The 21,044-nt window shown below is 62.6% G+C and carries 22 protein-coding genes and 1 riboswitch; of the genes, 11 read left to right on the forward strand and 11 right to left on the reverse strand.

Features of this window, described 5'->3' with window-relative positions; all coding sequences use genetic code 11:
- Nucleotides 1–25 precede the first annotated feature (25 nt).
- From AC3WOY_RS11105 to AC3WOY_RS11115, 3 genes are read left to right on the forward strand one after another with little or no spacing between them, the layout of a single operon-like run.
- On the forward strand, nt 26–481 hold the full coding sequence (locus AC3WOY_RS11105) for a YiaA/YiaB family inner membrane protein (protein WP_492423662.1): 456 nt from the start codon (nt 26–28) through the stop codon (nt 479–481).
- 23 nt (nt 482–504) lie between these two features.
- Nucleotides 505–954 (forward strand): hypothetical protein, encoded by a 450-nt coding sequence (locus AC3WOY_RS11110; protein WP_492423664.1) that lies wholly within the window; start codon nt 505–507, stop codon nt 952–954.
- Nucleotides 955–962: 8 nt separating this feature from the next.
- Nucleotides 963–1,763 (forward strand): DUF2145 domain-containing protein, encoded by an 801-nt coding sequence (locus AC3WOY_RS11115; RefSeq protein ID WP_492423666.1) that lies wholly within the window; start codon nt 963–965, stop codon nt 1,761–1,763.
- Nucleotides 1,764–1,876: 113 nt separating this feature from the next.
- On the opposite strand, the gene AC3WOY_RS11120 is transcribed toward AC3WOY_RS11115, so the two are convergent.
- From AC3WOY_RS11120 to AC3WOY_RS11150, 7 genes are read right to left on the reverse strand one after another with little or no spacing between them, the layout of a single operon-like run.
- The gene (locus AC3WOY_RS11120) at nt 1,877–2,758 is read right to left on the reverse strand and encodes a TorF family putative porin (RefSeq protein WP_492423668.1); all 882 of its coding nucleotides are present in this window, start codon (nt 2,756–2,758) and stop codon (nt 1,877–1,879) included.
- A gap of 32 nt (nt 2,759–2,790) precedes the next feature.
- Nucleotides 2,791–6,414 (reverse strand): urea carboxylase, encoded by a 3,624-nt coding sequence (uca, locus tag AC3WOY_RS11125; RefSeq protein WP_492423670.1) that lies wholly within the window; start codon nt 6,412–6,414, stop codon nt 2,791–2,793.
- A 4-nt stretch (nt 6,415–6,418) separates the two neighbouring features.
- Complete coding sequence (locus AC3WOY_RS11130; protein ID WP_492423672.1) at nt 6,419–7,069, reverse strand: urea amidolyase associated protein UAAP2; 651 nt, start codon at nt 7,067–7,069, stop codon at nt 6,419–6,421.
- Between the two features lie 9 nt (nt 7,070–7,078).
- Nucleotides 7,079–7,819 (reverse strand): urea amidolyase associated protein UAAP1, encoded by a 741-nt coding sequence (locus tag AC3WOY_RS11135; RefSeq protein WP_492429263.1) that lies wholly within the window; start codon nt 7,817–7,819, stop codon nt 7,079–7,081.
- Between the two features lie 56 nt (nt 7,820–7,875).
- A complete protein-coding gene (locus AC3WOY_RS11140; protein ID WP_492423674.1) occupies nt 7,876–8,712 on the reverse strand; it encodes an ABC transporter ATP-binding protein in 837 nt (278 codons plus the stop codon).
- Between the two features lie 4 nt (nt 8,713–8,716).
- Complete coding sequence (locus AC3WOY_RS11145; RefSeq protein ID WP_492423676.1) at nt 8,717–9,565, reverse strand: ABC transporter permease; 849 nt, start codon at nt 9,563–9,565, stop codon at nt 8,717–8,719.
- Between the two features lie 5 nt (nt 9,566–9,570).
- Nucleotides 9,571–10,572 (reverse strand): ABC transporter substrate-binding protein, encoded by a 1,002-nt coding sequence (locus AC3WOY_RS11150; RefSeq protein ID WP_492423678.1) that lies wholly within the window; start codon nt 10,570–10,572, stop codon nt 9,571–9,573.
- A gap of 63 nt (nt 10,573–10,635) precedes the next feature.
- Nucleotides 10,636–10,746, reverse strand: a riboswitch (guanidine-I (ykkC/yxkD leader).
- A 92-nt stretch (nt 10,747–10,838) separates the two neighbouring features.
- On the opposite strand from AC3WOY_RS11150, the gene AC3WOY_RS11155 reads away from it, so the two are divergent.
- From AC3WOY_RS11155 to AC3WOY_RS11185, 7 genes are all read left to right on the forward strand, one after another.
- On the forward strand, nt 10,839–11,171 hold the full coding sequence (locus AC3WOY_RS11155; protein ID WP_492423680.1) for a hypothetical protein: 333 nt from the start codon (nt 10,839–10,841) through the stop codon (nt 11,169–11,171).
- A 630-nt stretch (nt 11,172–11,801) separates the two neighbouring features.
- Nucleotides 11,802–12,245 (forward strand): thioesterase family protein, encoded by a 444-nt coding sequence (locus AC3WOY_RS11160; protein WP_492423682.1) that lies wholly within the window; start codon nt 11,802–11,804, stop codon nt 12,243–12,245.
- Between the two features lie 443 nt (nt 12,246–12,688).
- Nucleotides 12,689–12,850 (forward strand): periplasmic nitrate reductase, NapE protein, encoded by a 162-nt coding sequence (locus tag AC3WOY_RS11165; protein WP_492423684.1) that lies wholly within the window; start codon nt 12,689–12,691, stop codon nt 12,848–12,850.
- Between the two features lie 7 nt (nt 12,851–12,857).
- A complete protein-coding gene (locus AC3WOY_RS11170) occupies nt 12,858–13,130 on the forward strand; it encodes a chaperone NapD (protein ID WP_492423686.1) in 273 nt (90 codons plus the stop codon).
- The gene (gene napA / locus AC3WOY_RS11175; protein WP_492423688.1) at nt 13,127–15,625 is read left to right on the forward strand and encodes a nitrate reductase catalytic subunit NapA; all 2,499 of its coding nucleotides are present in this window, start codon (nt 13,127–13,129) and stop codon (nt 15,623–15,625) included. The genes AC3WOY_RS11170 and napA overlap by 4 nt, the downstream gene beginning before the upstream one ends.
- A gap of 9 nt (nt 15,626–15,634) precedes the next feature.
- Nucleotides 15,635–16,111 (forward strand): nitrate reductase cytochrome c-type subunit, encoded by a 477-nt coding sequence (locus AC3WOY_RS11180; RefSeq protein ID WP_492423690.1) that lies wholly within the window; start codon nt 15,635–15,637, stop codon nt 16,109–16,111.
- Nucleotides 16,112–16,121: 10 nt separating this feature from the next.
- Entirely contained in the window at nt 16,122–16,703 is a 582-nt protein-coding gene (locus AC3WOY_RS11185; RefSeq protein WP_492423692.1) for a NapC/NirT family cytochrome c, read from the forward strand.
- Between the two features lie 39 nt (nt 16,704–16,742).
- On the opposite strand, the gene AC3WOY_RS11190 is transcribed toward AC3WOY_RS11185, so the two are convergent.
- Entirely contained in the window at nt 16,743–18,662 is a 1,920-nt protein-coding gene (locus AC3WOY_RS11190; protein WP_492423694.1) for a hybrid sensor histidine kinase/response regulator, read from the reverse strand.
- Nucleotides 18,663–18,711: 49 nt separating this feature from the next.
- On the opposite strand from AC3WOY_RS11190, the gene AC3WOY_RS11195 reads away from it, so the two are divergent.
- Complete coding sequence (locus AC3WOY_RS11195) at nt 18,712–18,888, forward strand: hypothetical protein (protein ID WP_492423696.1); 177 nt, start codon at nt 18,712–18,714, stop codon at nt 18,886–18,888.
- Between the two features lie 107 nt (nt 18,889–18,995).
- Here AC3WOY_RS11195 and AC3WOY_RS11200 read toward each other — a convergent pair whose 3' ends face one another.
- The 3 genes from AC3WOY_RS11200 to AC3WOY_RS11210 form a co-directional block, all read right to left on the reverse strand.
- A complete protein-coding gene (locus AC3WOY_RS11200) occupies nt 18,996–19,313 on the reverse strand; it encodes a hypothetical protein (RefSeq protein ID WP_492423698.1) in 318 nt (105 codons plus the stop codon).
- A 159-nt stretch (nt 19,314–19,472) separates the two neighbouring features.
- Nucleotides 19,473–19,685, reverse strand: coding sequence for a GDCCVxC domain-containing (seleno)protein (locus AC3WOY_RS11205; protein ID WP_492429265.1), 213 nt, complete (start codon nt 19,683–19,685; stop codon nt 19,473–19,475).
- A 117-nt stretch (nt 19,686–19,802) separates the two neighbouring features.
- Nucleotides 19,803–21,011, reverse strand: coding sequence for an NAD(P)/FAD-dependent oxidoreductase (locus AC3WOY_RS11210; protein ID WP_492423700.1), 1,209 nt, complete (start codon nt 21,009–21,011; stop codon nt 19,803–19,805).
- Nucleotides 21,012–21,044 lie beyond the last annotated feature (33 nt).

Below are 21,044 nucleotides of genomic sequence, written 5' to 3' on the forward strand. Positions count from 1 at the left end.
CCCCGCAACCACAGAGAGGAATGCAATGAAAGTCCTGATTCACCGCGATACCAGCGCCTGGCAGATTCAAGTCTGGGTTTCCTTCGCCGTCGCCGCCTTCCTGTGCGGCGTCGGCCTCGCCTGGCTGCCGGGCAAGGACCTCGACCGTGCCTTCATGGTCATGGGCTACTTCTTCTGCCTGACCACGGCCTTCGTCCTCGCCAAGTTCGTGCGCGATACCGAACAGAGCCGCCGCGAAGGCAAGCCCGCCGACACGCCGCTGTTCCGCTATGTCGTGTGGACCAGCTTCTTCCTCGCCATGGCGCTCACCGGCTGGGGCCTGCTGCGCATGGAAATCAACGAGACCTACAAGGCCTTCCTCGGCGTGAGCTGGCTGTACCTCATCACCTGCGCGTTCACACTGGCCAAGACGCTGCGCGACAAGCATGAAGCCGACCTGCTTGAAGCCCGCGCCGCGTCCCGCTCGCAGGAAGCCGCCTGATTACTTGTCCCCTGGAGAATGTCATGAACAAACGTTTTGCCGTATCCCTGCTTGCATCGATCCTGATCGCTTCGGGCGCCATCCTTCCCGTACACGCACAGAGCGATGCCTCGGCATTGAGTGCGATCTCCGCCCTGCCCGTCGCCTCCGTTATGGTTGCGGGCTCGGCAGCCAGCGCGGTCATCGCTGTCCCTGCCATGCTGTCGGTTGCCGGCGCCGTACTGGTGGTCAAGGCAGTGGAAGCGAGCGCACATGCCACGGTGATCGTGCTGGAGCGTGCCTCGGACGGCGCGCGCGTCAGCCTGCGCATCGCGGGCGATGCCCTCGCGATGTCCGGCATGGCCGCCGGCACTGCCGTCGTCGTCAGCGTGATCGGCGCCGGCGTCATCCTTTCAGCGGCGGGCGAAGCGATCGCCTTCATTCCCAATGCGCTGGGGCAGGCCCTGCTCCACAACGAGCGCCTGACTTACTGAGGCCGGCCATGCAAAGACTGACAAGGATCGCCGTCGCCGTTGCGGCGGCAATGATCGCGACGGCCGCCTGGGCCGGGCGCTCCTGCGAGCAGAAGCGCCCGACAGTACAGACCATCGAGCGTGGATTGACGCTCGCCGCGCGCACGCAGGACATGCTCGATTCGCTCGACCAGGATGTCGTCGTCCTGGCGCGCGCCGGGCAGGATCTGACGCAATACGGCGTGCACTATTCGCATGTGGGACTCGCCTACCGGCAGCCGGATAGCAAGGGCGGCCGCGTGTGGCGCGTGGTGCACAAGCTCAATCATTGCGGCACGGCGGAAGCGGCAATCTACCGCCAGGGACTGGGGGAGTTCTTCCTCGACGACCTGTGGCGTTACGAGGCCGCCTTCTCGATGCTGTCGCCCGACATGCAGGCCAGGCTGCTGCCGGTCCTCACGGACAGCAGGTCGGCGGCGAAGATGCATCACAAACCCTACAGCATCGTCAGCTATGCATGGGGCAAGACCTACCAGCAATCGAACCAGTGGGCCATCGAGACCATTGCCGCCGCGATGGAACCGTCGATCCGCTCGCGCACGCAGGCACAGGCATGGCTGCAGTTGCGCGACTACCGGCCGGCCACGTTGAAGCTCGGCGCGCTGACCCGCCTGGGCGGGCGCCTCAGCGCGGCCAATGTGGCGTTCGACGACCATCCGTTCGAGAAACGCTTTTCGGACCGCATCGAAACGGTGACGGCGGATTCTGTATTTACCTGGCTCGAACGCTCCGGCCTGGGCAGCAGGTCGGTTGCGGTTGTGCCTGAATAACCAATCACGCACGGCACCTTATGGATTGGGATTCAACATGAATGAGGTCCATTCCTTGAATGCCACGCCCGTTCGGCGCGGCTTTCGAAGATCGGCCTTTCCACGCTCGCGAATCAAAACCCGTAGCTCAAGCTGGCCAGCAGCTTGTTGCCCTGCTTCACGCCGAAACGGTTGTCTCCCGCAAGCAGCCCCTGCAGGCCCCACGTCACTCCCGTTTGTCCGATCGGCTGCGTAATGCCGACGATCAGATGGCGAAAACCTCCGCTCGAAGGTGCGCCGCCGGCGTAACAGCCATTGACGAAAAAGCTTTGTCCGCCGGGACAGGCGGCGCCCGCCAGCGTATCCGCCGAACCGAGGAATTTCCCCTCCTTGTCGTAGCGGTAGTACCCCAGCGAAGCGGTCAGCGTCAGGTCGTTCGGCAGTCCCTTTGTATAGTTGAGCGTCCAGTAGGTATCGCCCTTGTTGCCCCAGACCACGTCCTTGAGCAGGGTTTGCGCGTTCAGGCTGAAGTCGCCGTAGGACAGGCCGAGCTTGGTTTCGAACGCGTTCGAGCTCTTGCCGTTGAGGTACACGTAGCCCGTCAGGCCCACGGTATAGCCGATGTCGCCGATGGTGCCGGTATAGCCGCCGTAGATATCGTTCTCGATCGACTTGTCGGTCTGGAAGTCGGTGATGCTGCGATCGGTGTACGACTGGCCGACGCGCTTGTACGAGTAATTGATGGTCGATCCGAAGTAGCCCAGGTAGAAGCCGGAGGGATGCACCCAGTCCGCGCCCCACTGCAGGGCGACCCGGTCGGATTCCGGCGCGTCGCCGCCGGGATTGCCGAAGCCGGGATCGAACGGTCCGTAGGTGGTGGATATGCCGCGCAGGACGTAGCGGCTGACCAGGTCGATGTGGCCGGTCAGTTTTGCCGCGTCCTGGGCAGTGGCTGCGCCGGCGGCCAGCAGGCCGGCCGCGGCAAACGTAATGGTGATGTGACGATGAAATGACATACGCGCTCCCTTGAGTGAGTTATTGAATTTCATTACTGAAGTGACTGCACTGCTTCCCTGAATACCGCGATACGCTGGCCGGCGCCGACCGGTGTCCCCTCGTTCACCAGCCATTCGACCAGCACGCCGGCATGGGTGGCGACGAGCGGGATTTCCATCTTCATCGACTCCAGGATCGCCAGCGTTTCCCCTTCGGCGACCTCCGTATCCGGCTCCACCATGACTTTCCATACGCTTCCCGGAACGATTGCCGACAGGTGCCGGCAGCCCTCCGGCAGTTCCATGTCCGAGGCCTCGCCGGAGGCGGCCTCCTCACCGACCCATTCGGCCTGCCCCATGCTGCGCCAGCGTTCGCGCTCGGCGTCGAATGCCGTCTGCTGCCGCTGCTTGAAGGTCGCGATCGCCTCCTTTTCGCGCGACAGGAAACGGTTGTAGTCAGCTAGCGAAAATTGCGTTTCCTCGATCTTCACGTTGAAGCGCCCGAGCGGGAAATCGCGCCGGTGTGCCAGCAATTCTTCCTCGCTCACTTCGTAAAAGCGGATCTGGTCGAAAAAGCGCAGCAGCCACGGCTTGCTGTCGCGGAAGCTTTCCGTCTGGCGGTAGCGATTCCACATCTGCACCGTGCGGCCGACGAACTGGTAGCCGCCGGGGCCTTCCATGCCGTACACGCACAGGTAGGCGCCGCCGATGCCGACCGCGTTCTCCGGCGTCCAGGTACGGGCCGGGTTGTACTTGGTGGTCACCAGGCGATGGCGCGGATCGATGGGCGTGGCGACCGGCGCGCCGAGATACACGTCGCCCAATCCCAGCACCATGTAGCTGGCGTTGAACACCACGTCATACACGTCATCGATGGAATCCAGGCCGTTGATGCGACGGATGAATTCGATATTGCTCGGACACCATGGGGCATCGGGGCGCACCGTGGTCTGGTATTTCTGGATCGCCAGACGGGTCTGGGAGTCGTTCCACGCCAGCGGCAAGTGCACGATGCGCGACGGCACCATCATGTGGTCCACTGGCGGCAGGCGGACAATCAGGCTGTCGACCAGGTGTACAAGCCGGTCGCCCGGCAACCGGCGATGATCGAAATGCACCTGCAGCGAACGGATGCCCGGGGTCAGGTCGATCACGCCCTCCAGACGCGCCTGTTCGATCGCCTGCATCAACGCATGCACGCGGAAGCGCAGGTTGATGTCGAGCACCAGCTCACCGAATTCCACCAGCAGGTAGTCGTCGCCGGCGCGGCGATAGACCACCTGCGTTCCATCCGCGAGCACGCCGCTGCACATGACTGCCGGCGCCGCCTTGCCCGCATCGCTGCGCGGTGGAATGAAGATGGGGGACGCTTTCGTCGTTTTCTCGAAGACGCTCTCCTGCGCCGCGCGCATGGCCGCCGCCTCCACTGGGGATACGCGGATGAAACGCACGGTATCGCCGGGCTTGAGCTGACCGATCTTCCACAAGTCTGCCGACACGATCACCGCGGGGCAGACGAAACCGCCGAGGCTGGGTCCGTCCGGACCAAGGATCACCGGCATGTCTCCGGTGAAATCGATGGAACCGATCGCATAGGCGTTGTCGTGGATGTTGGACGGATGCAGGCCTGCCTCGCCGCCATCTGTCCGCGCCCAGCGCGGCTTCGGCCCCACCAATCGCACGCCGGTGCGGCTGGAGTTGAAATGCACCTGCCAGTCGGTGCCGAAGAACATGGCGATGTCTTCGTCGGTGAAAAAGTCCGGCGCCCCGTGCGGCCCATAGTGCACCGCGATCTCCCATGCATGCGTATAGAGCGGCATCGCGCCTGTACCGAGGCGGCGCGGGATGGCCGACGATGGATTCAGCTTCAGTACGTCGCCGGCACGCAGCGACCTGCCGCCGTGCCCGCCGAAATTGCCGAGCGTGAAGGTAGCGCGGCTGCCCAGGTAGGGCGGCGCATCGAGGCCGCCGCTGAACGCGATGTAGCCGCGCACACCCGCGCCCGACACGTCACTGCAGCGCAGGGTCTCGCCCGCAAGGATGGTATGCGTCTGCCAGTTGCGCAGGCTGCGCGTGCCATCCGTTCCGCTCACTACAGCGCCCATGTCCGCGCCCGCCAGCGCGATGGTGCAATCGCAATTGAAACGCAGCGTGGCACCGTGGAGCGTCATTTCGAGCGTGGCCGCATCGTCATCGTTGCCGAGCAGGTGGTTCGCGCAGCGATGGGCGTACGCATCCATCGGGCCGGAGGGTGGAATGCCCACCGCCCACAAGCCCAGCCGCCCCGGATAATCCTGCACGGTGGTCTGGATGCCCCCGTCCAGCACGTCAACCGTACGCGGCCGGTAAGGCATCGAGGCCAGCATCTGGGTGGTCTGACGGCCTTCCTGGAAGGTGCCGTAGCCCAGTATGCCGGCGAGGTAGGCAAGGTTGGTTTCGATGCCGTCGATGCGCGTCGTCCGCAAGGCGCAGGCCAATGCGGCGATCGACGACGCGCGGTCATCGCGCCTGACAATCAGCTTGGCGACCAGCGGGTCGTAAAAGGGACTGACAGTGACACCGCGCTCGACCCAGGTATCCACACGCAGGTCATCCGCGAATTCAACTGCCGTCAGCACGCCGGACGACGGCTGGAAATTCTTTGCCGGATCCTCGGCGTACACCCGCAGCTGCATTGCATGCCCGCGGCACCGGAGCGAATCCTGCGGCGGCAGCTCGAAACCGTCCGTGGCGGCACGGATCATCCACTCCACCAGATCGACGCCGAACACTTCCTCGGTCACGCCGTGCTCGACCTGCAGGCGCGTGTTCACCTCCAGGAAGTAGAAGGCGCCGGTGTCGGCGTCGAGCACGTATTCGACGGTGCCCGCCGACAGATAGGCGATCGATCTCGCCAGGCGCACGGCGGTGGCCGCCAAGGCCTGCCGCGTCTCCTCGCTCAGTCCGGGCGCGGGGGTTTCCTCGATCACCTTCTGGTTGCGCCGCTGCACCGAGCAGTCACGCTCGCCAAGCGAAACCACCCCGCCCCTGCCGTCGCCGAAAATCTGCACTTCGACATGGCGCGCGTTCTGTACGAACTTTTCGAGGTAGATGCCGCTGTTCTTGAAATTGTTTTCCGACAGGTGCTTGACCGAGGCGTAGGCGCCTTGCAGTTCGTCCGCGTCGCGGCACAGCCGCATGCCGATGCCGCCCCCGCCGGCGGTGCTCTTGAGCATGACCGGGTAACCGATGCGCGCGGCCTCGCGCACGGCTTCGTCCCTATCCTGCAGCAGGCCTGTGCCCGGCAGCAGGGGGACATCGGCGCGCTGCGCCAGTTCTCGCGCTGTGTGCTTCAGGCCGAAGGCGCGCATCTGCTGCGGCGTCGGTCCGATGAACACGATGCCGTCCGCCGCGCAAGCCTCCGCAAAGCCGGCATTCTCGCTCATGAAGCCGTAGCCGGGATGGATGGCTTGCGCGCCGGACTGCCTTGCCGCGTCGAGCACTTTCCCGGCCGAGAGATAGCTTTCGGATGCCGCCGCCGGCCCGACGCAAACGGCCTCGTCCGCCAGGCGCACGTGCAGCGACTCCACGTCGGCCTCGGAATACACGGCGACTGTCTGGATACCCATGCGCCGCGCGGTGCGGATCACGCGGCACGCAATTTCGCCGCGGTTGGCGATCAGGATCTTGTCGAACATGGATTCAGCCTTCCCTGTCCCAGATGACGAAGCGCACAGGCGTCGGATTGTAGGCATTGCAGGGGTTGTTGAGCTGCGGACAGTTCGACACCAGCACCAGCACATCCATCTCGGCACGCATCTCGACGTACTTTCCCGGCGCCGAAAGGCCGTCCTCGAAACTCAGACCACCGTCCGGCGTGACCGGCACGTTCATGAAGAAGTTAATGTTGGGCACGAGGTCGCGCTTGCCCATGCCGATGTCCGCATGCGCAAGGGCCAGCAGGTAGTTGTCGCGGCAGCTGTGCATGAACTTCTTCTGGAGCGCGTAGCGCACGGTATTGCTCTCCGCCGCGCAGGCGCCGCCAAGCGTGTCGTGCCTGCCGCAAGTGTCGGCAACGATGGTCAGCATCGCCCTGCCGCGATTGGAGCAGAGGACGGAGCCGGTGCTGAGGTAGATGCCGCCCTGCCGCTGCAGCGTGTCGGTCACGCTGTAGCTTTCTGCCGTGTCCTCGGCGTTGTAGAAAATCGTGTCGACGGCCTGGTTGCCTTCCAGGTCGACGATGCGGAAGGTCTGGCCGCGCGCGACCCTGTGCAGCCAGGGTTCGCCGGCCGGCTGGTAGTGGTCGAGGATGGCGGAGGAAGGGTCGAGCGTGCTTTCGCGCAGGGTTGTCATCGCTGTCTCCTAGCGGTAAATGAGTTCGGTGTTGGTGTAGCCGCGACGGTTTTCCGGACAGGACAGGCGGCAGGGATCGTCGGGGCCGGCGGAGCCGGAGTGCCAGGCGGCGACGCCGACCTTTTTCGGTGCGTAGTCGGGATTCGGGTCGAGCGGATGTGGCGCGGTCGAGAGCGCGATCAGCGTGTCCATCTCGAAGCGCAGCTCGACGCAGTCCCCCCTCCGTGAATGCCCGGGCACGAAATGGAAACGGCCATCGCCGTCGACCGTCACCTTGGAAAACAGGTTGACGTTCGGCACCAGGTCGCGCAGGCCAAGGCCCCACTTTCCGATTTCGATCAGCAGGCTGTCCTTGCCGTTGCGGTACATCGCGTTGCGGTGTTCCTGGTAGCGGCGCTCGCCGTATTTCGCGCGGACCAGGGCGGCGTCGGACACGCCGCACAACGGGTCGTGCCAACCGACAGTATCGGCGCTGATCGCGGCCAGGATGCGTCCCATGTCCGAATACAGCACGTTGCCGGCGGTGAGATGGGCGGTGTGCTGCGCCTTGAGTGTGTCGGGCAGGTTCAGCCTTTCCAGGCGCTCGTCGCCACGGTACAGCAGGACAGCCACATTGGCGCCGCCTTCGAGATCGGTGAAGCGCAGCGTGGTGCCGCGCCTGACGCGATACGACCAGTGGCCGCCTCCCGGGAACAGTTCGGTCCACAGGATCTTGTCGGAGGCGATGCCGGGCGCGAGTTCGGACGCCATGTCCGGTACGTCGACGGTATCGCGTTGCGTGTCATTCATGTCATGTCTCCAGTGACTCAGGCAGGTGTGGTTCGGGTCAGCTTCTCGAGCTGCTCCAGGTCAGTCTTGATGCCGGACGTCTCGCGGATGCGATCCAGTATCCGGCGCTTGAGCGCGGTGAATTCGGGACTCAGCTTCAGGTCCTGGCGGCGTTCGCGGCCGAAGGGAACATCGACGATGGAGTCGATGCGTCCGGGACGCGGCGCCATCACCACGACGCGCTGGCCGAGGTAGATCGCCTCCTCCACGTCATGCGTGACGAAGACGACCGTGGTCTTCTCCAGCAGGTAGACGTGGCGGATCAGGTCGTGCATCACCTCGCGCGTCTGCGCATCGAGCGCGCCGAAGGGCTCGTCCATCAGGAGCACGTCGGGCCGCGCCATCAGGGCGCGCGCAATGGCGACGCGCTGCTGCATGCCGCCGGACAGTTCGGCCGGATAGGCATGGGCGACATGCGACAGGCCCATCAATGCAATCAGCGCATCCGCCCGGCCGGCGGCGAATTCCACGTCGGCCGAGGTCGCGTTGCCCCGATGGTGGCCCAGGCGCCGGCAGAATTTGATGTTGTCGGTGACCGTCAGCCACGGGTACAGGCTGTAGCTCTGGAATACCATCGCCCGGTCGGGCCCTGCGCCGTCGACGATGCGCCCGTTGCAGAGGATGTCGCCGTCGGCATATTCCTCCAGTCCGCCGATGGTCCGCAGCAGGGTGGATTTGCCGCAGCCCGACGCGCCGACGAGCGTGACGAATTCGCCCTCGCCGATATCGAGATTCACGTCCTGCAAGGCATGCGTGCTGCGGCTGCCGCGTCCGTAGTATTTATCCAGCCCGCGCACGCTGATCTTGATGGGCATGGCTTCAGCTCCTCAGGTGGTGCCAGCGAAAGCACCGGCGGTGCAGCCAGCGGAATGCCTGGTCGGTCAGCAGGCCGACCAGGCCGATCAGCAGAATGCCGGCGAAGATCTTGTCGGTCTGCAGGAAACGCTGCGCCTTGAGGATCGCAAATCCGAGACCGGAACTGGCAGCCACCAGCTCTGCCACCACGAGGTAGGTCCAGGCTAGTCCCATGTTGGCGCGCAGGGTGTCGAGCATCGCCGGACGTGCAGCGGGAATCAGCACGTGCTGCACGATTTCGCCATTGGTCGCGCCCATGGTCCGCGCCGCCTCGACCGGCGCATTCGGCACGCGGGCGATGTCCTCGGCGATCATCAGCACCATCTGGAAGAACGTGCCGACAAAGATCACCGCCACCTTGGCGCTCTCGTCGATGCCGACCCACAGCAGGATCAGCGGAATGAAGGCCACCGCCGGCAGGTAGCGGCTGAAGTCGGCCAGCGGCTCCAGCAAGGCGCGCACCGGGGCATAGGTGCCGATCATCACGCCCAGCGGCAGCGCCAGTACCGCCGCCAACGCAAAGCCTCCGAACACGCGGCCGATGCTGATCCCGATATCGTTCAGCAAGTCATCGGCAAGCAGCCAGTCACGCAACCGCAGCAGGACGTCGACCGGCGCAGGCAGGAAGACGTTGTCCACCCAGCCGCTGGCGGAGGCAAGACTCCATGCGACGAAAGGCAGAATGAAGCCCAGCACGGCCAGCGCGAGGAATGCAGCATGCGGAATCTCACCGCGCACGGCCCAGGGCGAACGCCGGTTGCGCGTGGCCTTCGCCCGCGATCCGGCCGGATTGTCCGGCATCAGGTTCGGCATGATGCTTAGTGCTTGAGTGCGTCGGCAAGCAGCGAGGAATCGAGGCCCTTCGCGTAGTCGACAGGCGCTTCGATCAGCTTGTTCTCGCTGAGGAACTTGTGGATGATGGGGCCGACGGCGACCAGCGACTGCGGCTGCTTCGCGTCGAAGGCAGCGCTGTTGTCGCCGGCATTGAAGAAGCGTGTGCCGGGCAGGAACACCTTGTACTCGGCCGGCGGCAGGCTGACCACCTTCGCCATGATGCGGATCGCCTCGTCGGGATTGGCGCGGATGAAGGCTTCCGTCTCGAACCATGCGCGCACCATGCCGACGAGCTCGGCACGCTTGGCCTTGTCGCCCAAGGCTTTGCCATGCGCGACAAGCAGGTCCGGCACCAGTCCCGGCATGTCCCTGGAAGTAAACAGTGCGCGCCCCTTGCCGCTGGACTGGATCTTCGACACCCACGGATTCCACACCACCGTCGCATCGACACGGCCCGCCATGAACGCGGCCGCGGCATCGCCTGCCGAGAGATTGACAATCTTGACCTCGTTGATGCCGATATTGTTTTTCGCCAGCGCCGTAGCAAGCACGAAGTGCGAGATGCTGTACTGCTCCAGCGCGATGGACTTGCCCTTCAGGTCGGCAAAGGACTTGATCTTCGGGCCGACCATCAGCGCATCGTTGCCGGCCGAGTTGTCATTGACCAGCACCGCCTTCAAGGGCACGCCCTTGGACAGTGGCGTCATCGTGTCCGACCAGGTCTGCGAATTGGCGTCGAGCTGGCCCGCCGACAGCGCCGCGATCGAGTCGGTATAGTTGGGGAACCATACCAGCGTCACCTTCGCGCCGTGCTTCTTGAAGAAGCCCTTTTGCTCGGCGACATACCATGCGACCCAGCCCGGCCAGTCCGACAGGCCCACCTTCACTTCAGCGCGTGCGGGAGACAAGGCGCCGAGTCCGATTGCGACGCACAGCAGGTATCCGGAGAAATTGCGCAGAACGCGCGGAAGAAGAAATGAACGCATCGTCAGGCTCCAAGAGTGGATAAAGTCGGAGAGGCGAGCGATCACATTGCAAGAAACGTGATGGCCTCCCGGGCTTTTATCCCTCCGTGTAGCTCCGAACCGACGGCATTCGAAACCGGCTGCTCTCGGACCAGGCATCGCATTGCGGCGACCGGAACCCTAGCATCCATGCTCAAGAAGCGTCCTGCAGACAAGTTGTCATGCGCGCCTCTCGCTGATGGAGACTTAGCAACAATGATGCCAAGGTTTTTTGCCGGGATTCGAGGATGAAACGCACCGGAATGGCGCCAGCCGGCAGAGAAAAGCTCTCCAATAGTGCAAACGTCGCGTATGAAGTGCCTGCAGGACGGGCACTGTTCCTGCATGTGGCGGATATCGCCTTTATTCATGCATGGAGCACCCGTCCGATGAAACCACGACCGCTTGCCCGTCTTTCCGCCAGCCTGCTTCACCTGCTGGTCTCGGCCGTCGTTGCGGTGGCATCACGCCCGCGATTTGCGCATCCATGGCTCGTGCGTGAAAGGCGTCCGGGGGCGAAAGCGGCGGGGGTTGAGTCCGTACCGACCGTACCACTCAAGGCGGCCAAGAATTCGCGATAGCGCGGTAGGTTGGGCTACGAAGCCCAACATTTTCAACATCTGCGGCCCATCTCCGGATCACAATTTTCTCTCCCAAGTTCTTCGTCATCCGGCGATTTTATGAGCCCCCTGACGCAGGTTGGGCTTTGCAGCCCAGTATATTGGGGTAGCCAGTATCGGGTATGCCAAACTCCAGACCGTTTCGTCCGTGGTCGCCGCGCAAACTTTAACCCCAGCACACGCTTGATAAAGCACGCCGTTCAGTAAGGCCAGTCCAACCCCAAGGCAACCAGCTATGAACAGCGAAACAAACACGAAAACCAATCCTGCTTTTTCACGAGCACCATATCCCACACACGCTGACAGAACCACTCCAATCCCGACAGTCGACCAAGCAACAGCAAGTGGTGATATCACGATTGCACCTTATTTAGATTGACAACACCCGTCTGATTAACCCGAATCACTGTCCGCCTCACCCGTGCCCCCGATCCATCTCAGGCCGTTGCCACCCGCTCGCCCCGACAGACCACTGCACAAAAACACAGCAATAAATAACAAAAACACATCACGCAGTATATACGCGCGCCTCCCCTCCCTCAGGTTAAAATTGCCGCACCGCACCACCCAGCCACACCCGCAGAGATCCCCATGGCCCGCCTCAAACTCGATTTCCCCGAAGACCAGTTTTACTACTCCACCACCCTGACCGTCCGCGTCACCGACATCAACGGCGCGAATCATCTCGGCAACGACTCGATGATTTCGATGATTTCCGAAGCGCGGGCCCGCTTCCTGTTCGATTTCGGCATCGAGGAAACCCAGGGCGACGGCATCGGCATCATCGTCACCGACCTCGCCACCACCTACCGCACCGAGGCGCATGCGCGCGACCAGCTGCTGTTCGAGGTGGGGGTCATGGACTTCAACAAGTACGGCGGCGACATCACCTTCCGCATCACCCGGCCGAAAGACCAGACGCTGGTGGCGATGGCGAAATCGGGATTCGTCTTCTTCGATTACATCAACAAGCGGGTCGTGCCGATGCCCGAAGCCTTCCACCGCAAATTCGAGCATGTGAACTGGACCGAATAAGCTCACTGCGATGCATTCGGGCGTTGATGTAAGTACATGCTTATTTCAAAAGCCCCATTTTTAGGGCGTTGCAAAAGCCCTACAGCGTCTCGGAATATCTTGATCAAGATCAAGGTTGCCAACGTGTCCCCTTCGATAGCATGACTTCCGCTATGCAAAGGTTGATGCCATGAGAACTTCAAAGTAAATGGCTAAGCATGGCGAACGGTCCAACGGCGGGCCGAATGCATCGAAGCACCAGTACTACCAGTCCATTCCCGCCGTGCCGCTCGCACATTGCCCCCCTCGAAGCGTGACATCCACCTTGCATAAGCGGCGCCGCAGCATGACGCAGTGACGACGTCGAAGGCAAGCCGGTCACCTGATCCAGAAGCCACACCGACCGCCAAACCCGTCCACGCACCGCAGCGCCATTCGACCAATTGAAACGCACGGGAGCAGCAATGGACGCCAATGACAAGGCACCGACAAAAGCGCAGGAGATGCGCGCCTTCCTCTTCCTGACCGTCATCACCGCGCCGATCCTGGCCGTGGCGGTCGTGGGCGGATACGGCTTCAGCATCTGGATGATCCAGTTGCTGACCGGCTCGCTGCCTACCGGCTGAGGCCGACATGGAACAGGAAATCCACATCGCCGGCATCGTCGTCTACGCGCAGCCCGATCAACTCGGCTCGATACGCTCGTGCATCGAGGACGTGCCGGCCGCCGAGGTCTGCGCCTCCGACGGCAGCGGCAAGCTCGTCGTCACGCTCGAAACCGACAGCACCAAACGCACCCTCGACATCATGGACGCCATCCGCGCACTGCCCGGCGTCCTCGACGTTGCCCTTGTATACCAACATGCGGAACCGATTTCCGCTCTCGACCAGGAGGTCTCACAATGAAGCTCACACGACGCGACTTCATCAAGCAATCCGCTGCCGTGACGGCAGCCACATCGGTCGGCATCCCGATCGAATCCATCGCCTCCAACGTCGTCACCGACGCCTCGAAGACGCAGATCCAGTGGAACAAGGCCGCCTGCCGCTTCTGCGGCGTGGGCTGCGGCGTCAACGTCGGCGTCAAGGACGGCCGCGTGGTGGCCACGCACGGGGACATCAATGCCGAGGTCAACCGCGGCCTGAACTGCGTGAAGGGCTACTTCCTGTCGAAGATCATGTACGGCAAGGATCGCCTCACCAAGCCGCTGCTGCGCATGAAGAACGGCAAGTACGACAAGAACGGCGATTTCACGCCGGTGTCGTGGGATGTGGCCTTCGACACCATGGCGCAGAAATTCAAGCAGACACTGAAGGACAAGGGCCCGGCCGGCGTCGGCATGTTCGGTTCCGGCCAGTGGACGATCTGGGAAGGCTACGCTGCCGCCAAGCTGTTCAAGGCCGGCTTCCGCTCCAACAACATCGACCCGAACGCGCGCCACTGCATGGCCTCCGCCGTGGCCGGCTTCATGCGCACCTTCGGCATGGACGAGCCGATGGGCTGCTACGAGGATATCGAAGCCGCCGACGCCTTCGTGCTGTGGGGCTCCAACATGGCGGAAATGCACCCGATCCTGTGGACCCGCATCACCGACCGCAAGCTGTCCGCGCCGCACGTGAAGGTCTGCGTGCTGTCGACCTACGAGCACCGCAGCTATGAACTGGCCGACCTGCCGATGATCTTCGGTCCGCAGACCGATCTGGCGATCCTGAACTACATCGCCCACTACATCATCAAGAACAACAAGGTCAACAAGGACTTCGTCAACAAGCACACCCGCTTCGTGCAGGGCAATACCGACATCGGCTATGGCCTGCGTCCGGAGCATCCGCTGCAGAAGGCGGCGAAGAATGCCGGCCCGGATGCGGGCGGCAGCAAGCCGATCACCTTCGACGAGTTCGCCAAGTTCGTCAGCACCTACGATGTCGAGTACACGTCGAAGCTGACCGGCGTGCCGAAGGACAAGCTGCAGCGCCTGGCCGAGATGTACGCCGACCCGAAGGTCAAGGTGACGTCCTTCTTCACCATGGGCTTCAACCAGCATACGCGCGGCGTGTGGTGCAGCAACCTGCTGTACAACATCCACCTCCTCACCGGCAAGATCTCCACGCCCGGCAACAGCCCGTTCTCGCTGACCGGCCAGCCGTCCGCCTGCGGCACCGCGCGCGAAGTCGGCACCTTCTCGCACCGTCTGCCCGCCGACATGGTGGTCACGAATCCGAAGCACCGCGAGATGGCCGAGAAGATCTGGCAACTGCCCCCGGGCACCATTCCGGAAAAGCCGGGCTTCCACGCGACCGTGCAGAGCCGCATGCTCAAGGACGGCAAGCTCAACGCCTACTGGGTCCAGTGCAACAACAACATGCAGGCCGGCCCGAACGTGATGCAGGAAATGCTGCCCGGCTATCGCAATCCGGCCAACTTCATCGTTGTCTCGGACGCCTACCCGACCGCGACCACGCTGGCCGCCGACCTGATCCTGCCGACCGCAATGTGGGTCGAGAAAGAAGGCGCGTACGGCAATGCAGAACGCCGCACGCAGTTCTGGCACCAGATGGTGGATGCGCCCGGCGAGGCGCGCTCCGACCTGTGGCAGCTGGTCGAATTCTCCAAGCGTTTCAAGATGGAAGAAGTCTGGCCGAAGGAATTGCTGGACAAGGCGCCGCAATGGCGCGGCAAGACCATGTACGACCTGCTGTTCAAGAACGGCGTGGTGGACAAGTTCCCCAACACCGAGATCGAGCAAGGCTACGCGAACGCGGAAGCCAAGGCGTTCGGTTACTACCTCCAGAAGGGCCTGTTCGAGGAATACGCCGCGTTCGGCCGCGACCACGGTCACGACCTGGCTCCGTTCGACACCTATCACAAGGAGCGCGGCCTGCGCTGGCCGGTCGTCAACGGCAAGGAAACGCAGTGGCGCTACCGCGAAGGCACCGACCCGTACGTCAAGGCCGGTGAAGGCTTCAAGTTCTACGGCCATCCGGACGGCAAGGCGGTCATCTTCGCCCTGCCCTACGAACCGCCCGCGGAATCGCCGGACAAGGAATACCCGTTCTGGCTGACCACCGGACGCGTGCTGGAGCACTGGCACACCGGCACCATGACGCGCCGCGTCCCCGAGCTGTACCGCGCGGTGCCCAACGCCGTCTGCTACATGCACCCGGACGACGCCAAGCAGCTCAACGTGCGCCGCGGCGACATGATCGAAGTCTCGTCCCGCCGCGGGACAATGCGCACCCGTGTCGAGACAAGGGGCCGCAACAAGCCGCCGCGCGGACTGGTGATGGTGCCGTTCTTCGACGCCAGCCAACTGGTCAACAAGCTCACGCTGGACGCGACCGACCCGATCTCGTTCCAGACCGACTTCAAGAAGTGCGCAGTCAAGATCACCAAGGTATAGGAGCCTGACATGAACATTAAAAAATTCATCATGACGCTGCTCCTGCTGGCACCGCTTGCAGGCTTTGCGGCGGACTTCCAGGACGGCATGCGCGGCGCCACCCCGCTCGACCAGACCACGCAGCCGCCGCCGATCGCCAACACGGACAACAGCGACATCAAGCGTGCCCGCAACTACGCGATGCAGCCGCCGGTCGTGCCGCACAAGATCGAGGGCTACCAGCTCGACAAGAATGCGAACAAGTGCATGATGTGCCACGCACGGACGCGCACGCAGGAAAGCCAGGCGCCCATGATCAGCGTCACGCACTTCATGGACCGCCAGGGCAACTTCCTCGCCGAACTGTCGCCGCGCCGCTACTTCTGCCTGCAATGCCACGTGCCGCAGGCCGACCTGAAGCCACTGGTGGAAAACGAGTTCGTCGACGTCGATACGATCCTGAGCAAATCGACCAAGCCGTCGCTCGCCCCCGCGAAGAAGAAGTGAGAGGCCGATCATGAGACAAGCCCTCAAGACGTACTGGAACATCCTGTGGCGGCCCGCCGCGCACCTGAGCCTCGGCTTCCTGGTGATCGGCGCGTTCATCGCAGGCATCATGTTCTGGGGCGGCTTCAACACGGCGCTGGAGGTGACCAATACGGAAGCCTTCTGCACCGGCTGCCACGAAATGCGGGACAACGTGTTCCAGGAACTGCGCACCACGATCCACTACGCCAACCGCAGTGGCGTGCGCGCCACCTGCCCGGACTGCCACGTGCCGCACAAGTGGACCGACAAGATCACGCGCAAGATCAAGGCATCGAAGGAAGTGTGGGGCAAGCTCTTCGGCACCATCGACACGCGCGAGAAGTTCGAGGCGCACCGCCTGCAACTGGCGACGAACGAGTGGGAACGTCTGAAGGCGAACAACTCGCTGGAATGCCGCAACTGCCACCAGTTCGAGTCGATGGACTTCACCCGCCAGAGCAAGCGCGCATCCGACGCGCACTCGACGCAGCTGGCCAACGGCCAGAAGACCTGCATCGATTGCCATAAAGGCATCGCGCATCAATTGCCGGATATGGCGAATGTGAAGTAGGACGGTTAGCGCGAAGCGGCGGTCACATGCCGCTTCGCGCTATTCCGCTACGCGCAATCTCTTGATGATCTCCGCCATCCGGTAGGGTTTGGTGACGAACTCGAAATCATCGACACCGGCATCCCTGGACCTGGCAGCATTCGACGCATAACCGGAAGCCAGGACGATTTTCGCCCGAGGAGCAAGGGTCCGCACCTGGCGCGCAAGTTCGACGCCGCTCATGCCCGGCATCACGACATCGCTGAAGACCACGTCGATGTCGGGCGTGCGCCGCACGGTGTCGAGCGCATCCTTCCCGTTGCTGGCTGACAGTACGTCGTAGCCGAGCTGGCGGAACAATTCCACCGCCACCCCCAGGACATCCGGCTGGTCGTCGACGACCAGCGCCTTCTCCACCCGCTCCTGCGTCGAAGGCGTCGCATCGCCCGCGCTTTCCCCCTCGATGGCCGGGAGGTAGAGCATCACCGCCGCTCCCTGTCCGGGGGCGCTGTCAATCACCATGTCGCCGCCCGCCTGCTGCACAAAGCCGTACACCTGGCTCAATCCCATGCCGGTGCCCTTGCCGACATCCTTGGTCGTGAAGAAGGGCTCGACGGCGCGCGCAGCGACCTCGGGCGGCATGCCGGCCCCATTGTCCTTCACCGTGACCCTGACATACGTCCCCTTGGGAAGATTGCCCACCTCCGTGCTGCCAATCCGGACGGTCTGCGTAGACAGCGTGATGCTGCCGCCATCCGGTGTGGCATCGCGCGCATTCACGACGAGATTGAGCAACGCGGCCTCAAACTGGGTCGCGTCGATCATCGCCTGCGGCAAACCGGGTTGCAGACCAAGATCGAAATTCACTGCGCCGACGGCCCTGCGCAGCACAGCCTCGAAGGAACCGATCACGCTGTTGACATTGTGCCGCTCCAGCTGGAGCGGCTGCTTGCGTGCGAATGCCAGCAGCTGCATGGTCAGTTTCGACCCGCGTTCCGCCGCACGCTGCATGCTCTCCAGCACTTTCTGCGCCCGCGGACTCTGGATCTCCAGCGAGAGGATGTCGAGCCCGCTGACGATCACGTTGAGCAGGTTGTTGAAGTCGTGCGCGACGCCGCCGGTCAGCTTGCCGATGGCTTCCATCTTCTGCGACTGATACAGCGCCTCCCGTGCGCGTTCGAGCGCCGCGGCCGTCTCCCTGCGCTCGGTAATGTCTCGGGTCACCTTGGCAAAACCGATCAGCGTGCCGGACTCGTCGCGGATCGGATCGATCACCACATGGGCCCAGAAACGCGTGCCGTCCTTGCGGACGCGCCATCCCTCACCCTCGAAACGTCCTTCCTCGATGGCTGTCGACAGCGCGCGCGCCGGCAGTCCGTTTGCGCGGTCTTCGTCGCTGTAGAAACGGGAAAAATGCGTCCCGATCACTTCGTCATGCTCGAAGCCCTTGATCCGCCGCGCGCCGGCGTTCCAGTTCGTGATCGTGCCTTCGGGGGACAGCATGTAAAGCGCATAGTCGGTCACGCCCTGCACCAGGAGCCTGAACCGTTCCTCGCTCGCATGCAAGGCTTCCGCCGCCTGCTTCCTGTCGGTGATATCGCGCGTAACCTTGGCGAAGCCGGCGAGCGCGCCGTCCGGCGTGCGGATCGCATCGATCACGACGTTCGCCCAGAAGCACGATCCATCCTTGCGCAGGCGCCACCCCTCATCCTCGAACCTGCCGGTCTCCATCGCGATGCGCAGGTTGTTCGCAGGGATGCCGCGTGCATTATCCTCATCGGTGTAGAAACGGGAAAAATGCTGTCCGATGATTTCCCCGGCGGCATATCCCTTGATGCGCTGCGCACCGGCGTTCCAGCTGCTGACGATCCCGGTCGTGGACAGCATGAAGATGGCGTAGTCGGTCACGCCATCGACAAACAGCCGCAGCCGTTCAGCCTCGTCGGCGCTGAAGGAGGGCAGGTGCGAATCCTTGTGCATCAATGCCCCGCGTTGGATAGGCTTGTCATTGAAGACACTGCAGGTGGGAATGAATGTCGATTTTATAAGGTTTGGCGCGGCATCGCAGGAAAGCGGACGATCCTTTGCACCGCCTCAACGCCTGGCAAACTTGCCGCTCAACACGATAGGCCTGCGATTATCGTTCTTCTTGCAGGAGTGGAATATCCGTTTGATATCGGCGCAAAAAAATCTGCGTGGGGTGTAACGATTTGTGACAGGAGTCACAGTCGTGCATGTGCCACTGGAGTGTAATGGCGGCGTAATCTCCAAAGCTTTATTTCAGGCCCGCAGCCGCAAGGTGCGCGGGCCTTTTTATTGGCTGAACGACATGGCAGCGTCGGGGATGTCGCGGAATGCAATCTCTTCCACGTCCTGGCGCCAGGCTTTGCGTGCCGGATAACAGGTGCGGACGGTTTCCTGCGAATACATCCGCTCGCAGGATTTGCGCCAGCGCAAGTGGGCGCGCATGCATGCGCCGGTGGCCATCACTGCGGCGAGCCAGATGCACAGGAAACCCGGATTGCCTTGCCGGATGAGTACCGTGATCGACAGCGCGAAGGATAGAAGAAAGCCAAGGCCGCCCACTGCCCATCCGAACTGGATGGCAAGTACGCGTTTCGGTTGTGGCATGTTGTGCATGGAGTGGTGATGCGAGGCAAGTCGAAGGGACAGGCCGATTATGCACAGGGCGCAAGGACATTTCGATGGAAAACGGGCATCGGGAGGGAAGATTTTTTGTGCGGGGCGGTTGAGCGTAAGCGGTCAATAAACACGCCCCTCAGAGTCGGGCTATCCGCAACAACTGCGCTGTTGCTGGATAGGCGGGCATTTTATTGAACCGTAGGAGCAGAAGACGCAGCAATCTCCAGCCTTGGGACGAAGAATCGCCTTGCAGTTCTCACACTCATAGTAGAACTGGCAAGCGTCGGTAGGCATTGTCTCTCGCTTGGCAAAACCACAGGTAGGGCATGTCAGCACGGATTCGAGGATGGTCGCACGCATTGTTGCTTGGCGCTGCAGGTTCAAAACAGTCACATGATACTGCAGCCCGAAGCAAGACCCGCGAAGCCTTCACAAAATGCTGCATTCATCCCCGGTACGAAGGCAGGTAGTGCTCCGCTAGGGCACGATCACGTAATCAGGGTTGGCGATTTCGAAGGCGGCCTTTCGGTCGGCGGCAGGCGGGTAGATCCACTTTGTGGTGATATCTCGCTTCAGATTCTTGGCCTCCTGGCGGATGAGGCAGATCTGGCGATCCCAGCCCTCGGTATATAGCGCCCCCCAGGCGCCGAGATCAAGGCAGGTGACATACTTGGGCTGGCTATAGGCATGGAGTGGAAGACCGACCAATTCGGCCGCCGCATTATGGCCCGCCACACGCCCGAGGCTCAGCGCATGCTGGCAGGACATGACGGCCACATTACCTTGGTCGTCAGTAGCCGCATGGGCAACGTCCCCAGTGACAAAGATGTCGGCAGCTTGCGGAGCACGTAGATAGGGATCGGCGTGGATGCGGCCATACTGATCCCGATTACCTGGAACCTGCGCTGCGAGCGGATTGGCGCGAGCGCCAGCTGTCCATACGACTGTGTTCGATTCGATACGCTTGCCCGATGAGGTTGTTATTCCGTTCGCATCGATCGCGGCAACGGCCACGCCGGTAATGATCTCGACGCCACATTCGGCCAAGGCAGCCTCGATGACCGGACGGGGTACCGGACCAAGGTCGGGACCGATTCCCGGTGCCTGTTCGATCACCACGACGCGAATTTCTGCCGTGTTGCCCAGCACTTTGCGCAAGCGCTCCGGCATTTCGGCTGCCGTTTCGATGCCGGTGAAGCCTCCACCGGCCACCACGACCGTATTGCGCGCTGGCGTTTCAGGTCGGCCCCCCAAGGAAGCAAGATGTGCGTCAAGTACCTTGGCGTCGGCCAGCTGGTCAACATTGAACGAAAACTCCGCAAGGCCAGGGATCGGCGGCCGGAACAAAGTGCTGCCGGCGGCAAGAATGAACTTGTCATAGTGCAAGGTAGAGCGCATCCCCTCGGCAGAGACAATCTCCAGTTCATGACGGTCGGCGCGAATGCCCGCGACCCTGCCAGCAATATGCTGTACCCCCATAACAGTGAAAAGCGGCGCCAGGTCCGGATCGATGTTCTCCATTACAGCTTCATAGAGGCGAGGACGAACGACAAGAGTCGGACTTGGGGAGATAACAACAACCTCGATATCCTCGCTCTTGCCGGCCAGTTCGACAGCACGAGTTGCCGACAACGCCGACCATAACCCGGCAAAGCCGGAACCTGCGACAACAATTTTTTGGGCCATTCTATTCACTCCTAGCAAATGTCCGGACGTAGG

It is taken from the genome of Noviherbaspirillum sp. FW303-A3, from assembly GCF_058788695.1.

What these genes read in the sequence shown, in the direction of transcription:
- AC3WOY_RS11110 (WP_492423664.1), top strand. Translation starts at nt 505, where the DNA reads ATGAACAAACGTTTTGCCGTATCCCTGCTTGCATCGATCCTGATCGCT.
- AC3WOY_RS11210 (WP_492423700.1), bottom strand. Translation starts at nt 21,011, where the DNA reads ATGGCCCAAAAAATTGTTGTCGCAGGTTCCGGCTTTGCCGGGTTATGG.
- AC3WOY_RS11115 (WP_492423666.1), top strand. Translation starts at nt 963, where the DNA reads ATGCAAAGACTGACAAGGATCGCCGTCGCCGTTGCGGCGGCAATGATC.
- AC3WOY_RS11195 (WP_492423696.1), top strand. Translation starts at nt 18,712, where the DNA reads ATGAATGTCGATTTTATAAGGTTTGGCGCGGCATCGCAGGAAAGCGGA.
- AC3WOY_RS11140 (WP_492423674.1), bottom strand. Translation starts at nt 8,712, where the DNA reads ATGCCCATCAAGATCAGCGTGCGCGGGCTGGATAAATACTACGGACGC.
- AC3WOY_RS11160 (WP_492423682.1), top strand. Translation starts at nt 11,802, where the DNA reads ATGGCCCGCCTCAAACTCGATTTCCCCGAAGACCAGTTTTACTACTCC.
- AC3WOY_RS11205 (WP_492429265.1), bottom strand. Translation starts at nt 19,685, where the DNA reads ATGCGTGCGACCATCCTCGAATCCGTGCTGACATGCCCTACCTGTGGT.
- AC3WOY_RS11120 (WP_492423668.1), bottom strand. Translation starts at nt 2,758, where the DNA reads ATGTCATTTCATCGTCACATCACCATTACGTTTGCCGCGGCCGGCCTG.
- AC3WOY_RS11150 (WP_492423678.1), bottom strand. Translation starts at nt 10,572, where the DNA reads ATGCGTTCATTTCTTCTTCCGCGCGTTCTGCGCAATTTCTCCGGATAC.
- AC3WOY_RS11165 (WP_492423684.1), top strand. Translation starts at nt 12,689, where the DNA reads ATGGACGCCAATGACAAGGCACCGACAAAAGCGCAGGAGATGCGCGCC.
- AC3WOY_RS11105 (WP_492423662.1), top strand. Translation starts at nt 26, where the DNA reads ATGAAAGTCCTGATTCACCGCGATACCAGCGCCTGGCAGATTCAAGTC.
- AC3WOY_RS11180 (WP_492423690.1), top strand. Translation starts at nt 15,635, where the DNA reads ATGAACATTAAAAAATTCATCATGACGCTGCTCCTGCTGGCACCGCTT.
- AC3WOY_RS11145 (WP_492423676.1), bottom strand. Translation starts at nt 9,565, where the DNA reads ATGCCGAACCTGATGCCGGACAATCCGGCCGGATCGCGGGCGAAGGCC.
- AC3WOY_RS11200 (WP_492423698.1), bottom strand. Translation starts at nt 19,313, where the DNA reads ATGCCACAACCGAAACGCGTACTTGCCATCCAGTTCGGATGGGCAGTG.
- AC3WOY_RS11155 (WP_492423680.1), top strand. Translation starts at nt 10,839, where the DNA reads ATGAAACGCACCGGAATGGCGCCAGCCGGCAGAGAAAAGCTCTCCAAT.
- AC3WOY_RS11185 (WP_492423692.1), top strand. Translation starts at nt 16,122, where the DNA reads ATGAGACAAGCCCTCAAGACGTACTGGAACATCCTGTGGCGGCCCGCC.
- AC3WOY_RS11135 (WP_492429263.1), bottom strand. Translation starts at nt 7,819, where the DNA reads ATGGCGTCCGAACTCGCGCCCGGCATCGCCTCCGACAAGATCCTGTGG.
- napA (WP_492423688.1), top strand. Translation starts at nt 13,127, where the DNA reads ATGAAGCTCACACGACGCGACTTCATCAAGCAATCCGCTGCCGTGACG.
- AC3WOY_RS11130 (WP_492423672.1), bottom strand. Translation starts at nt 7,069, where the DNA reads ATGACAACCCTGCGCGAAAGCACGCTCGACCCTTCCTCCGCCATCCTC.
- AC3WOY_RS11170 (WP_492423686.1), top strand. Translation starts at nt 12,858, where the DNA reads ATGGAACAGGAAATCCACATCGCCGGCATCGTCGTCTACGCGCAGCCC.
- AC3WOY_RS11190 (WP_492423694.1), bottom strand. Translation starts at nt 18,662, where the DNA reads ATGCACAAGGATTCGCACCTGCCCTCCTTCAGCGCCGACGAGGCTGAA.
- uca (WP_492423670.1), bottom strand. Translation starts at nt 6,414, where the DNA reads ATGTTCGACAAGATCCTGATCGCCAACCGCGGCGAAATTGCGTGCCGC.